Source organism: Amycolatopsis bullii (genome assembly GCF_014654205.1).
Taxonomy (GTDB): Bacteria; Actinomycetota; Actinomycetes; order Mycobacteriales; family Pseudonocardiaceae; genus Amycolatopsis; species Amycolatopsis plumensis.
Genome location: NZ_BNAW01000002.1, coordinates 178,047 through 190,561, shown reverse-complemented (window position 1 = coordinate 190,561; position 12,515 = coordinate 178,047). Strand labels below are relative to the sequence as shown.

At 71.4% G+C, this 12,515-nt stretch carries 10 protein-coding genes; 7 read left to right on the top strand and 3 right to left on the bottom strand.

Annotated elements, in window-relative coordinates; translation table 11 throughout:
- Nucleotides 1–11 precede the first annotated feature (11 nt).
- From IE317_RS03345 to IE317_RS03335, 3 genes are all read left to right on the top strand, one after another.
- A complete protein-coding gene (locus IE317_RS03345; RefSeq protein ID WP_191306536.1) occupies nucleotides 12–527 on the top strand; it encodes a VOC family protein in 516 nt (171 codons plus the stop codon).
- An 80-nt stretch (nucleotides 528–607) separates the two neighbouring features.
- Complete coding sequence (locus tag IE317_RS03340) at nucleotides 608–3,631, top strand: DEAD/DEAH box helicase (protein WP_191306535.1); 3,024 nt, start codon at nucleotides 608–610, stop codon at nucleotides 3,629–3,631.
- Nucleotides 3,624–4,355 (top strand): SWIM zinc finger family protein, encoded by a 732-nt coding sequence (locus IE317_RS03335; protein ID WP_191306534.1) that lies wholly within the window; start codon nucleotides 3,624–3,626, stop codon nucleotides 4,353–4,355. Before IE317_RS03340 ends, IE317_RS03335 begins: the two co-directional genes overlap by 8 nt.
- Before the next feature lie 16 nt (nucleotides 4,356–4,371).
- On the opposite strand, the gene IE317_RS03330 is transcribed toward IE317_RS03335, so the two are convergent.
- The 3 genes from IE317_RS03330 to IE317_RS03320 form a co-directional block, all read right to left on the bottom strand.
- The gene (locus tag IE317_RS03330; RefSeq protein WP_191306533.1) at nucleotides 4,372–5,613 is read right to left on the bottom strand and encodes a PHB depolymerase family esterase; all 1,242 of its coding nucleotides are present in this window, start codon (nucleotides 5,611–5,613) and stop codon (nucleotides 4,372–4,374) included.
- Nucleotides 5,614–5,810: 197 nt separating this feature from the next.
- Entirely contained in the window at nucleotides 5,811–7,742 is a 1,932-nt protein-coding gene (locus tag IE317_RS03325; protein WP_191306532.1) for a glycoside hydrolase family 44 protein, read from the bottom strand.
- Between the two features lie 103 nt (nucleotides 7,743–7,845).
- Nucleotides 7,846–8,802: an ArsR/SmtB family transcription factor gene (locus IE317_RS03320; RefSeq protein WP_229902443.1), complete on the bottom strand. Its 957-nt coding sequence runs from the start codon at nucleotides 8,800–8,802 to the stop codon at nucleotides 7,846–7,848.
- Between the two features lie 538 nt (nucleotides 8,803–9,340).
- Here IE317_RS03320 and IE317_RS03315 point away from each other — a divergent pair.
- The 4 genes from IE317_RS03315 (at nucleotide 9,341) to gntD (ending at nucleotide 12,510) form a co-directional block, all read left to right on the top strand.
- A complete protein-coding gene (locus IE317_RS03315) occupies nucleotides 9,341–10,225 on the top strand; it encodes a winged helix-turn-helix domain-containing protein (RefSeq protein WP_191306530.1) in 885 nt (294 codons plus the stop codon).
- A gap of 29 nt (nucleotides 10,226–10,254) precedes the next feature.
- On the top strand, nucleotides 10,255–10,467 hold the full coding sequence (locus IE317_RS03310) for an MbtH family protein (protein WP_191306529.1): 213 nt from the start codon (nucleotides 10,255–10,257) through the stop codon (nucleotides 10,465–10,467).
- Entirely contained in the window at nucleotides 10,464–11,390 is a 927-nt protein-coding gene (locus tag IE317_RS03305) for a TauD/TfdA family dioxygenase (protein ID WP_191306528.1), read from the top strand. The genes IE317_RS03310 and IE317_RS03305 overlap by 4 nt, the downstream gene beginning before the upstream one ends.
- A 91-nt stretch (nucleotides 11,391–11,481) precedes the next feature.
- A complete protein-coding gene (gntD, locus tag IE317_RS03300; RefSeq protein ID WP_191306527.1) occupies nucleotides 11,482–12,510 on the top strand; it encodes a guanitoxin biosynthesis L-enduracididine beta-hydroxylase GntD in 1,029 nt (342 codons plus the stop codon).
- The last annotated feature ends 5 nt before the right edge of the window (nucleotides 12,511–12,515 follow it).

The following is a 12,515-nucleotide window of genomic DNA, read 5'->3' as shown; positions in this document are numbered from 1 at the left end:
AAGGACTTCCGATGACTGCCACCCCTGACGGCTACACCACGGTCGCGCCCTGGATCGTCACCAAGGACACCGGAGCGCTGCTGGACTTCGTCACCGCGGCCTTCGACGGCGTCGAACTGGGCCGGGTGCCCCTGGAGGACGGCAGCATCGGGCACGCCGAGATCCGGATCGGCGACACGGTCGTGCTCGCGTTCGACCAGCACGAGGACTGGCCCGGCCTGCCGTCGCTGTTGCGCGTCTTCGTGCCCGACGCCGACGTCGCGTTCGCTGCCGCGCTGCAGGCGGGAGCCCGCGAGGTGACCGCGTTGACGGACAACGCCTTCGGCCAGCGCGGCGGCCGGGTCCGCGACCCGTTCGGCAACATCTGGTGGATCACCGCCTCCGTCGAAACGGTGGCCCCGGACGAAGGCATGCGCCGGCTGGGCGAGCCCCGGTACCAGGAGCAGATGCGGTTCGCCCAGGAAACCCTCGACGCCGAACTGAGCGGCCGGGCCCGGGGCCGCGCGAGCGCGGTGATCACCTCGTAGCGGCGAACGCGGCGGCGCCCTCTCCGCCGGCTGTGCGACGATCGGCGGTGAACCCGGACCGGACGAAGGAGCCTCAGACCTTGCCCTTGGTGCACGCTCTGTGGTCTCCGGACCGAGGCCTGCTTCTCTGGGCGGAGCGCGACCGCGTCCCGGCGGGCACGTCGAGCCGTCCGGCGCGGATCGCGCTGGCGCACCCGTTCGCGGTCTCCAGCGCGGACCTGACCGCTCTGCACCCCGGCAAGCCCACGTCGGTGACGTTGCTGCTGCCGTCGCGGGCGAGCCGGCCGCTCGCCGCCGCCGAGCTGGGGGACGGCCGCAAACCGCGTGGCCCGGCGCCGTCGCTGCGGCCGTGGTCGGTGCCGGCGTTGGTCGTGGACGCGGCCGAGCTGGACGATCTCGACGACGCGGCCTCCTACGGCGGTTCGGTCACCCACCTGAAGGCGGTGGCCCGCCTGGCCACGGATCTGGTGCGCCGCGGCCGGGTGCTGCCGACGCTGGTCCGGCGGGGCGACGCGGCGGAGGCCCGGTGGCGCCCGGTGCTGCAGGGCGTGGACTTCGCCGCGTTCGAGGCGCTGGTCGCGGCCTTGCCCCCGGTCGGGCGGGCCGAGCAGATCGCGCCGCTCACCGGGGCCTCGCCGCGCGCGCTCGTCACCGACGCCTTGCACGCCCTGGTCGACACGGCGGTCCGGGACCGGCTGGCGCGGGCGGATCCGCCGGTCGGGCTGCGCGGGGGCCGCGGCCCGGCCGGGGTGTGGCTGTCCGCCCTGCCGGGCGGCGATCCCCGCGTCGAGCTGCCGCTGGAGGAGCTCCGGGTGCTGGCCGACGCCGTCGCGAAGTGGGACGAGGTCGCGGACACCGACGTCGTCGACGGCCGGGCCTGCTTCCGGCTGGCCGAAGTCGGCACCTTGCGCCCGCCGGAGGCGGACGATCCCGACGACCAGACCGGCGACGGCACCAAGTGGCAGCTGCAGTTCCTCCTGCGTGCCACGGCCGATCCGAGCCTGCTGCTGCCGGCCGGGCAGATCTGGTCGGGCGGGGCGAACGGGCTGGTCCGGGATCCGAGGGGCCTGCTCGTCGCCGAACTCGGCCGCGCCGCGCTGGTGGAGCCGATGCTGGCGCCGGCGTTGCGCCGGACCCGGCCGTCCGAGCACGACCTGACCGTCGAGGAAGCCGAACGGTTCCTCACCGTGGGCGCGCCCCGGCTGGTCGAAGCCGGGTTCGAAGTGCAGCTCCCGGCCACCTGGGACGGCAGGCGCCGGCTCGGCCTGCGGCTTTCCGTCCGCAGCTCACCGACCGAGCAGGTCGTCACCCGCAGCCGGGTGGGCCGCGACGAGCTGGCCGCGTTCCACTGGTCGATCGCGGTGGGCGACGAGGAAATCGGCCAAGAAACACTGGCCAAGCTCGTCGCGGCGAAAACCCCGCTGGTCCGGCTGCGGGGCCGGTGGATCAGCGTCGACGCCGACCGGCTCCGGGCCGGTCTCGAATTCCTGCGCCGCGACCCGCACCGGCGAACCCGGCGCCCCACCGCGGCCGAGCTGCTGGAGCTCGTCCGCCTCGGGACGGAGACGCCGCTGCCGGTCACCGACGTCCGCGCCGACGGCTGGGTCGGCGACGTCCTGGCCGAGCGGGTCGACCGGACCGTGCGGCCGGTCGCGCCGCCGCCGTCGTTCCGCGCCACGCTGCGTCCCTACCAGGAGCGGGGGGTCGCCTGGCTGGCGTTCATGGCGGCGCTGGGGCTCGGTGCGTGCCTGGCCGACGACATGGGGCTGGGCAAAACCGTCCAGACGCTGGCGCTCGAGACCGCCGAGCGGGCGGAGGGCGAGCGCCGTCCGACGTTGGTGCTGTGCCCGGTGTCGCTGGTCGGCATGTGGCAGCGGGAGGCGGCGCACTTCGCCCCGGACCTGCGGGTCCTCGCCCACCACGGCAGTGCGCGCGGGCACGGGGACACGCTCGCCGGGCAGGTCGCCGCCGCCGACCTCGTCGTCACGACCTACGCCACCGCCACCCGGGACGCCACCGAATTCGAGGCGTTCACCTGGCGACGCCTGGTGCTCGACGAAGCGCACGCCATCAAGAACGCCGACACCGCGACGGCCAAGGCCGTGCGGCGGCTCACGGCCGAGCACCGGCTCGCGCTGACCGGCACCCCGGTGGAGAACCGGCTGGCCGATCTGTGGTCGGTGCTGGACCTGCTCAACCCCGGACTGCTCGGCAGCAGGTTCGAGTTCCGGCGCCGGTTCGCGGTCCCGATCGAGCGCCGGGGCGACACCGCCACGGCCGCCGCGTTGCGCCGGCTGACGCAGCCGTACCTGCTGCGCCGGGTGAAGACCGACCCCGCGATCGTCCCCGAGCTGCCGGACAAGATCGAAATCCGGCAGGAGTACCGGCTCACCCGCGAACAGGGCACGTTGTACAGCGCGATCGTCGACGAGATGATGACGAAGATCGAGACCACCCACGGCATCAAGCGCCGCGGCAACGTGCTCGCCGCCATCACGAAGCTCAAGCAGGTCTGCAACCACCCCGCGCACCTGCTGCACGACGGCTCCCCGATCGGGCAGCGGTCCGGCAAGGTCAACCGCCTCGAAGAGGTCCTGGCGGAAATCCTGGCTTCGGGCGACCGGGCGCTGTGTTTCACGCAGTACACCGAGTTCGGCCACCTGCTCGTGCCCCACCTGTCGGACCGGCTCGGTGCCGAAGTCGGGTTCTTGCACGGGGGCCTGGCCCAAGGGGCGCGCGACGCAATCGTGGAACGCTTCCAGTCCGGCGACGGACCGAGGATCCTGCTGCTGTCGCTCAAGGCCGGCGGGTCCGGGCTCACGCTGACCGCCGCCACCCAGGTGCTGCACCTGGACCGCTGGTGGAACCCGGCCGTGGAGAACCAGGCCACCGACCGCGCGTTCCGGATCGGGCAGGGCCGCACCGTCCAGGTCCGGAAGTTCGTCTGCCCGGGCACCATCGAGGACCGCATCGAGACCCTGATCAGCAGGAAACGCGCGCTCGCGGGCATGGTCGTCGGCGAGGGCGAAGGCCTGCTGACCGAGCTGTCCACGGACGCCCTGCGCGGAGTGCTCACCCTGGGGGAGGAGGCGCTCGATGAGTGAGCCGCTCCCGTGGTGGCCGGCCCGGTTCCTCCGGGCGCTGACGGCGATCGGTGTCCTGCTGCCCGCACCCGGCCAGGGCCGCGTGGTGTCCTTGGAGGTCGGCGCCGGGCGTGTCGACGCCGAGGTCGACGACGGTCGCCGGCACACGGTGAGAATCGGGTTGACGGCGTTCGGGAAAGCGGACTGGGCGGCGATCACCCAGGCCCTGGCCGCCCAAGCGTCGTCGACCGTCCTGCTGCTCGGCGGCGAACTGCCCCGGGAGGTCGAACAGACCTTCAAGCGGGTCCGCCTGCCGTTGTTCCCGTCTTCGGCGCGGGAGGTGTCACTGGACTGCACCTGCCCGGACGCCGAGGTCCCGTGCGGTCACCTGAACGCCGTGTTCTCCGCGCTCGTCGGGCGGGTCGCGGAAGATCCGTTCACCATCCTCGCACTGCGCGGCCGGACCCGTGAGGCGCTGCTCGAGGAGCTGAAGAACCGGCTCGTCTCCGCCGAACCGCTCGATCCCGCCGACACGGCTCCGCCGCTGACCGAAGTCATGGACACCTTCTTCGACTGCGGGCCGGCCCCGGGGGTGGGCGGCGCGGCGCCGCTGCACGGGCCGCGAACGCCGGCCGACGCGCTCCTGGACCAGGTTCCGCCGTTCGCGATCACCGTGGGCGGCGAAGACGTCGCCGAACTGCTCCGGCCGGTGTACCGGGCCCTCGGCGGGGAGCCGGGTCCCTAGCCGAGGACCCGGCCGGTCACCGGTGCTTCCGCGCCATCCACTGCCAGACGTGGGTGCCGCCGGTGCTCGGATCGTTGCGGGCGACGTAGATCCACGACCAGTGACCGGGGAACTGGTGACCGTTCCGGACGACGTGGTCGTAGAGCGTCAGTTCCGAGCGGGGGATGAGCTCGTGCGCGTGGACGGTGTTGGCCTGCGGGTCCACCGTGTCGTCGTCGCGCGAGGCGACCAGCCACGTCGGTGTGCTGATCGCGGCCAGCTCGGCGTCCGGGATCAGCGGTGGGTCACCGGCCTTCCGGGCCGCGACGACGCCGCAGATCGGGACGGACGAGGCGAACGTCCTGGGGTAGACCGTGGTCATCTTCAGGCTCATGTAGCCGCCATTGCTGCAGCCGGCGACGTGGACGCGCCGGGCATCGACGGGGCGCGTGCGGATCACTTCGCGGAGGATTTCGTCGATGAGCGGCGCGAAGCGGGGACCGTCGTCCATCCAGGCGGACGTGCACTGCGGGACGACGACGTGGGCGCCGCCGAAGATCGACTGGGCTTCCCGCGTGGCGAAGCCCAGTGCGCCCCGGTTGGCGCGCAGCGTCGTTTCGTTGTCGTAGTAGCCATCGGGCAGGGATGCGCCCTCGCCGCCGCCGTGGAGCCAGAGGATCAACGGGCGCCGGTCGTGGTGCGCCGCCGGGGAGTACAGCCGGTACTTCATCCCCGAACGTGAGGTGTGGTGGGTGAAAGCGTCGGCCTCCGGGTTGGCCAGCGGGCCTTGGGTGAACCGGGTGAGGGTGACCGGACGGCCGTTGCGGAGGCGCACGGGGGTGTTCTGGGTGATGGTGTAGACCAGGTCGAGCCGGACGTTGCGGCTCTTGCCGTTGACGTAGCCGAGGGTGTTGCCGCCGGTTTGACCTTCGGCGTGGCCGAGCTCGAGCACGATGTCGCCGTGGTGGCCGAGCCGTGCGGCGGTGATGGGCCGGTCGAGGTCGTAGCCGATGTCCTGGCCGCCGGTGTCGATCGGGCTGGTGGCCCTCGCGTGCACGGTGAACGTGCCGGTGGTCAGGCTCGCGGGGTCGATCGGCCCGATCCGGGCGGTCCGGAGGGTGACCGAGGTGATCTGTTCGCCGCCGTCGAGCGTTTCGGCGTCCAGGGTGAAGCCCACGCCGCCGGGTTGAGCGGCGCGGGCGGCGGCAGGCCACGCAAGGCCGGCGGTGACGCTCGCGCCGGCGGCCAGCGCGGTGCGCCGGCTGAACGCTTTCACCATGCGAACTCCTTTGTCCGGGCACCACATCGTAGCGCCGTTGCGGAGTCGGGAAAGCGGTTTCACGGCGCCGCGGGCCGCGGTGAGTCCTCCGGCGAGGTGACCGGAAGGGGCCGCGAAACGATCATGGATCCACGACGTGCGTGCTGGACCCCCATGGCCGATCAGCTGGTGCTCGGCGACTGACCGGCCCGGCGGCCTCAGGCAGGCGTGCAGGTCAGCTTCGGTGGCGGGGCCGTCCCGCTCGCCTGGAACCCGAAGGTGGTGCTGCCGCCCGGGCCGATCCGGCCGTTCCAGCCGGCGTCGGCGGCGACCACGCCGGCGGCGTTCTGCTGCAGGGTGGTGTTCCACGAGTTGGTGATCTGCTGGTTTCCGCTCCAGGTCCAGCCGACCCGCCAGCCGGTGATCGGGGTGCGGCGGTCGTTGGTGACGGTCACCGTCGCGACGTGGCCGGTGCTCCAGCCGCCGTTGACCTGCAGGGTCGCCGTGCAGCCGGCCGCCGGGAGGACCAGGAGCGTGATGGAGTTCGCCGGGTAGGTCGCGTCGATCCGGCCGTCGGCCGCCGGGAGGTCGTCGCCGCGCACGATGGCGTTCAGGTTGGCCGGGCTGTAGGTGAACCGCTGGGCCGCGCCGGCGTTGTCGAACCCGGCCAGCGACAGCGGTGATGCCAGGTCGTCGCCGGTCTTGTTGACGACCATGACGGTCAGCGCCTGGTCGGAGGACCGCTGCGCCGCGTACACCGCCAGCCGGCCCTGGTCGGCGGCGGTCGCCGACACGCTGACGTCGCCGAAGCGGCTGCCGGCGCCGTCGTAGTTGCGGTACATCCGGAACGCGTAGGCACCCGGGTCGGTCGGCTTGGGTTCGCCCCACATCGTGGCCAGGTCGAGGCCTTCGCGGCCGAAGACACCCAGGATGTCGGCTTCGGCCAGTGCGCCGTTGATGTCGTCCAGCGCGCCCCAGTTGTACTCGGTGATGGCGGTTTTGGTCCCGGGGTTGTACCGGTCGATCCACGACTTCATCGTGCGGATGAACTGCAGCGGCGGCGCGTTGACGCCACTCGGGCCGATCCAGGACTCCTCGACGTAGGTCGGGTCCCACAGCGACCGGACCGACCGCAGCCGCAGCGCGTTGGCCTCGGGGGTCTTGTCCCCGCTGATCTGCGGGTAGAAGTGCTGGTCGAAATAGTCGAGGAAGCGCTTGCCGCCGTGGGCGTCGCTGTAGTCCTTCATGGTCTTGAGGTACCACTGGGACAGGTTGAGCCCGCCGTGCGCGGCCGAATCGGCGCCCGGCCCGCAACCGTCCACCCCGGAGGCAACCCATTCGCAGTAGCCCCAGCCGGACGGGCCGAGGACCGCCGCGCTCGGGTCGGCGGCCTTGATCGCCGCGGCGGCCGCGGTGCCCTTGCTGCCGAGTTCGTCGTCCGACACCGGTTCGGGGTGCACGTCCCGGTGCGTGCTGGACCAGAGCACCGGTTCGTTGTCGAGTTCGTAGATCGGCACCCCGCCTTGCGCCGCCGTGCCGAACCGGTCCACCAGGTGCGACACCATCTCGCCGTCGAACGCCGCGTCCGCGGGGATCGAGGTGTCGGCGGGAACGCCGGTGAGGTTCTGGTCGCCGAGCTTTCCGTTGCCGCAGTGGGGGTCCCACTGGTCGAAGCTGTCCTGCTGCGGGAACCGGGTCGCCGGGAACCCGCAGGCGAAGGGATGCGATGACGGCGAGTCCTTGGCCACCCAGCCGCTCAGGGGCACGGTGACCACGGGCTTGATGCCACGGTCCAAATTGGACTTGACCATGCCTTCGACAGAGTGGTCCTCGTCGGCGACGATGTTTTCGAAGTACCAGTCGCTGCCGGTGTTGTAGGTGTGGTTCTTGAAGTTGTAGCGGCTGGTGGCGTTGCCTCCCCAGCGCGCGACCGTCTGGCCGATTTCGGCGTTGAACGCCGGATCGCCGCCGTTGAGGCCGTAGATGCCGGGGCTGATCGGGTGCCGGGCGGCGGACACGTCGACCGACAGCGCGGGCCCGGCGGCCGCGGAGGCCGCGGGGACGGCGATGATCTGCGCGGTCAGGACGCCGGCCAGGACGCAGCCGCTCGCCGTTCCGGGCCTGAGGTGACGTCGTCGTCGAGCACCCATGAAGAGACTCCTGCCGCCGTGATGTGGGAGCGCTCCCATACGGTACCGGCCGCGGCGCGGCCGTCAATCGGGCGATCGGTGGTCATCGCTGCTCCGGTCCCGCTCAGCCGGCCTTGATGACCGCCAGGCCCAGCGGCGTGATCGTGTGCACCGTCGACTTCCCGCTGCGGGTGCTCTCGATCAGGCCGCCGGCGCGGAGGATGGAGGCGTGGCTGCTCGCCGTGGCGATGGCCGTGTTCGTGCGCTCGGCGAGCTGGCTCGTGTTGCACTCCGTGGCCGCCACCGCGACCAGGATCCGGGCGCGGGTGTGCCCGAGCAGGGCGCTCAGCGCCGCGCCGGGCTCGGCGATCGCCGCGGGGCTCGGCTGGTGGTCGATCGAATAGACCAGCGCCGGGGAGCGCGTGGCGTCCTTGTACGTCGTGGGCATGCCGTGGCAGAAGAACGACGGCAGCAGCCGCAGGCCGCGGCCCCGCAGGTGCAGGTCCTGCTCGACCGGGAAGCGGACCTCGAGCACCGGGGGCCGCCAGCGCACGTCCGGGTGCAGGGTCGACAGCAGCAGGTGCGGCCCGCCGCGCTGCAGGGCTTCGCGGCAGCGGTCCCGCTCGCGGTCCACCGCCCGGGTGATCGTGGGCCAGTGCGGGCCGATGCACTGGCGGAAGTACTCGTACGCGGTGTCGGCGAGGGTCTGCAGTTCGTGGCCGTCGCCGTGGGCGATCTTGCGCAGCCACTTCGGGAGCCGGTTCCGCTCGGCGGCGAATGCGGCGATGTCGCCGCGCAGCGCCGACTCCGGCGTCCGGGCCAGTGCGGCGAGGCCGTCGGCGAGATCGCCGCCGAATTCCGACGGCGTCAGGAAGTCGGGGCAGTACCCGTAGGGCGGAATCGCGTCGAGCAGCCGGGTGACCGAGCCGGGGACCGCCGGCCGGGAGGTTTCGCGCCACCGCCCGAAGACCTGCTCGCCCTCGGGCCGCTGCAGCCGGTAGACGCTCGTCAGGAGTTCCCACATGGGGTCGGCGGCATCCGCCACCGTCAGCCGGTCGATATCCGACTCGCTGAAGTGCACTCGCAACACTGTGCCATCACCCCGCAATCGATACTGCCCGAAGTGCGTGACCGAATGCCGGGGATATCGGTACCGATGTGATTGGGGTCACGGCCACCTGCGCTTATGGCGTGAACGTTTCGGATCGACCCGAAACGTTCGCGTCGTCGTTGACGACGGTGCGCGGACGCTGGCAACTTCGGCGGAGTGATCGACTTGCGCCGCTGGAATCCTGGGGGCGGCGCGGCTTTTTTCCCGACTGGGGCAGTCAATTCTTTCATTTGTTCTCAGCTATTTGCCGGATCGGCTTCCGCTGGTATGGAGCAATGCGGCGGTTAACCACAAACAAGGTGTTTACTTGCTCGGTTAATCGCTGCTAGGGTGGGCGCCGTCTCGGGTCATGGGGGCCTGGCGTCGACGCACGAGTTGATGTCCCCGCGTCGGCAGTACACGTTCGGCGGTGTTCGGCTTGTGTTCCACTCTGGCGGGAGTGTCGTCCCGCCGGAGTGGTTTTGCTGCGGTCGCGCACCCGCCGTGGAAGACAAGAGGCCTGAATGTGTTGAGAGTTCATTTCACGGCCGCCGACCTCGCGCGGATGCGCATGGTGGCCAGTTTCGGACCGGTTGCGGAGAGCGTGTTCGGGATGGACCTGTACGGCCGCACCGGCAGCGTGGGTTTCCACGCGTGGCGCACCAACGTCCGTGCGCTGCTCGGCAAGTCGCCCGCACGGGACGGCCTGCCGCTCGACGAGCTGGTGTGGCTACTGGAGCGGTCCGAGGGCGACCTCGAGCCGGCCTGGCGCGGCGATCCGGCCCGCGAGCAGGTCACGGCCACGGTGTTCGAGTTCTGCCGGCTGGCGGTCATGCCGCACTGGGAACGGGTGCGCACCCACCTCGAGGCGGTCCGCGACTCCCTGGGCCGCGTCGCGATCACCACCGGCGTCGAAGGCCTGCTCGGTGCGCTGCACCCCAAGGTGAACTGGACCGCGCCGGTGCTGGAGATCCCGGACGACACCGACCGCGACATCCACCTCCGGGGGCGGGGGCTGTCGCTGAGCCCTTCGGTGTTCCTGTCCGGCCGCACCGCCGTGGTGCTGGAGTCCGAACGGGCCACCGGCGTGCCGGCGGTGGTGTTCGGGGTGCCCGCGCCCGCCGATCTGTGGACCGTCGACGAACCCGACGAACAGGCGCTGGAGGCGCTGGTCGGGCACACCCGCGCGGCGGCACTGCAGGCGCTGACCGAAAGCTGCACGACCAGCGAGCTTTCGCAGCGGCTGGGGATATCCCTGGCCGGCGCCAGCAAGCACGCCAGCGTGCTGCGCAAGGCCGGGCTGGTGATGACCGCCCGCAGCCGCAATTCGGTGCTGCATTCCCTCACCGGCCTCGGCGTCGCCCTGCTGAAGAGCCGCGAGCCCGCCCGTCTGCGGTGCCCCGAAGTCGTCTGAACTGCCCGTTTCCCGGAAAGGAAACCCCGATGAGCACCAATCCGTTCGAAGACCCCGACGGCCGTTATCTCGTGCTGGTCAACGACGAAGGCCAGCACTCGCTGTGGCCGGCGTTCGCGCCGGTCCCGGCGGGCTGGTCGGTGGCGCTGGCCGAGACCGACCGGCAGAGCGCGCTGGACCACATCACCGCCCACTGGACCGACCTGCGGCCGAAGAGCCTGGTGGAGGCGATGAACCGATGACGAACGCGCTGCCTCTGGTCCTCGACGGCGACGGCGCGTCCATCCACGACCGGATCCGGCTCGACCGCGCCGACATCCGCAAGGCCCTCACCGAGCACGGGGCCGTGCTGTTCCGCGGATTCACCGTCGGGGGCGTCGAAGGGCTGGACGAAGCGGTCCGCGAGCTCTCGGGCGCGCCGCTGACCTACTCCGAGCGCTCGACCCCGCGCAGCCGGATCAGCGGGAACGTCTACACCTCGACGGACTACCCGCCGCAGGAGGAGATCTTCGCCCACAACGAGAACTCCTACCAGGCGGTCTGGCCGCTGACGTTGTACTTCTACTGCATCGAGCCGCCGTCGACCCAGGGCGCGACACCGCTGTCGTCCACAAGGGCGGTGTACGAGTCCATCGACGCCTCCGTGCGCGCCGAGTTCGAACGTCGCAAGTGGATGACCGTCCGCAACTACGGCGACGAGCTGGGCCTGCCGTGGCGCGAGGCGTTCACCACCGGCGACCGCGCCGAAGTCGATGCCTACTGCGCGCGCAACGGCATCGAGGCCGAATGGCTCGACCGCGACCGGCTGCGCACCAGGGCGGTGCGCGAACCGGTGCACCGCCACCCGGGCACCGGTCAGCTCGTCTGGTTCAACCACGCGACGTTCTTCCACGTCAGCACGCTGCCCGCGGAAGTCCGCGAAGGGCTGCTCGAAATGTGCGGCGAGGAGAACCTGCCCAACAACACCTACTACGGCGACGGCGGCCGGATCCCGGACGACGTCGTGGCGCACCTGCGTGCCTGCTACCGCGCCGCGTCGGTGCGGTTCGACTACGAGCGCGACGACCTGCTGGTGGTGGACAACATGCTCACCACGCACGCGCGCGAACCGTTCACCGGCCCGCGCCGGATCGCGGTCGCGATGGCCGAACCGTCGGCCGCCTGACCAGTCCCTTTCGCTGGAGCGTCAAACACCTGGAGCCTGGCCGGTCTGTTCGGCCAGGCTCCTTCTTGTCCGGATACGAAAGGAAGTCGCCGTGCACCGGCTGAACCTGCACCCCGAAGACGTGGAAGCCATCTGGTCGGTCGTCGACGACCTCGCGCGGCGGTACGACACCGTGGAGTCCGCGGAATTCCAGTCGGAGGCCCGCCTCCACGCCGACGAGCTGCCCCGGCGCGTCCGACGGCGGCTCCACGAGTTCCGGCTCACCGAACCGGCCGGGGTCTTCGTGGTCTCGGGCCTGCCGGTGGCGGACGCCGAGCTGGGCCCGACGCCGTCGCACTGGAAGGACAAGCCCGCCGTCGTCCCGACTTTGCGCTACGACATCGCGTTCTTCCTGATCGCCCAGCTGCTCGGCGAGCCGATCGGCTGGGCCACCCAGCAGGACGGCCGGATCATGCACGACATCTTCCCGATCCGCGAGCACGAGCAGGAGCAGATCGGCTGGGGGAGCGGCGAACTGCTCACCTGGCACACCGAGGACGCGTTCCACCCGCTGCGCACCGACTACCTGGGCCTGATGTGCCTGCGCAACCCCGACGGCGTCGAGACGACCGTCGCGGACATCGCCGACGTGCGGATCGACGACGACCTGCGCAAGGTGCTGTCCGAGCCGCGGTTCGCCATCCTGCCGGACAACTCCCACCGCGCCGAGAACCGCGGCGACCCGGCCGCCGGGGACGGGAAGATCGAGGACCTGCGGCGGCGCAGCGCCGAGCGCGTCGAGCGGGCGCTGAGCGACCCGGAGCCGGTGGCGATTCTGTTCGGCTCGCCCGACTCCCCGTACCTCGTCGTGGACCCGTACTACATGCAGGGCGTGCTCGGACCGGAGGAACAGCAGGCGCTGGACCGGTTCTCCGCCGCCGTCGACGCGGCGATGAGCGGGGTCGTGCTGAGCCCGGGCGAGATCTGCTTCATCGACAACTACCGGGTCGTGCACGGGCGCAAGCCGTTCCGGGCCCGCTTCGACGGCACCGACCGGTGGCTGCGCCGGCTGAACGTGGCGCGGGACCTGCGCAAGTCGCGGGAATTCAGGCTGAGCGCGGACCACCGCGTCATCTACTGAGCTGG

Coding starts and splice junctions, on each gene's coding strand:
- IE317_RS03330 (WP_191306533.1), bottom strand. CDS start 5,613: ATGGTGAAAGCGTTCAGCCGGCGCACCGCGCTGGCCGCCGGCGCGAGC.
- IE317_RS03345 (WP_191306536.1), top strand. CDS start 12: ATGACTGCCACCCCTGACGGCTACACCACGGTCGCGCCCTGGATCGTC.
- IE317_RS03305 (WP_191306528.1), top strand. CDS start 10,464: ATGACGAACGCGCTGCCTCTGGTCCTCGACGGCGACGGCGCGTCCATC.
- IE317_RS03310 (WP_191306529.1), top strand. CDS start 10,255: ATGAGCACCAATCCGTTCGAAGACCCCGACGGCCGTTATCTCGTGCTG.
- IE317_RS03325 (WP_191306532.1), bottom strand. CDS start 7,742: ATGGGTGCTCGACGACGACGTCACCTCAGGCCCGGAACGGCGAGCGGC.
- IE317_RS03335 (WP_191306534.1), top strand. CDS start 3,624: ATGAGTGAGCCGCTCCCGTGGTGGCCGGCCCGGTTCCTCCGGGCGCTG.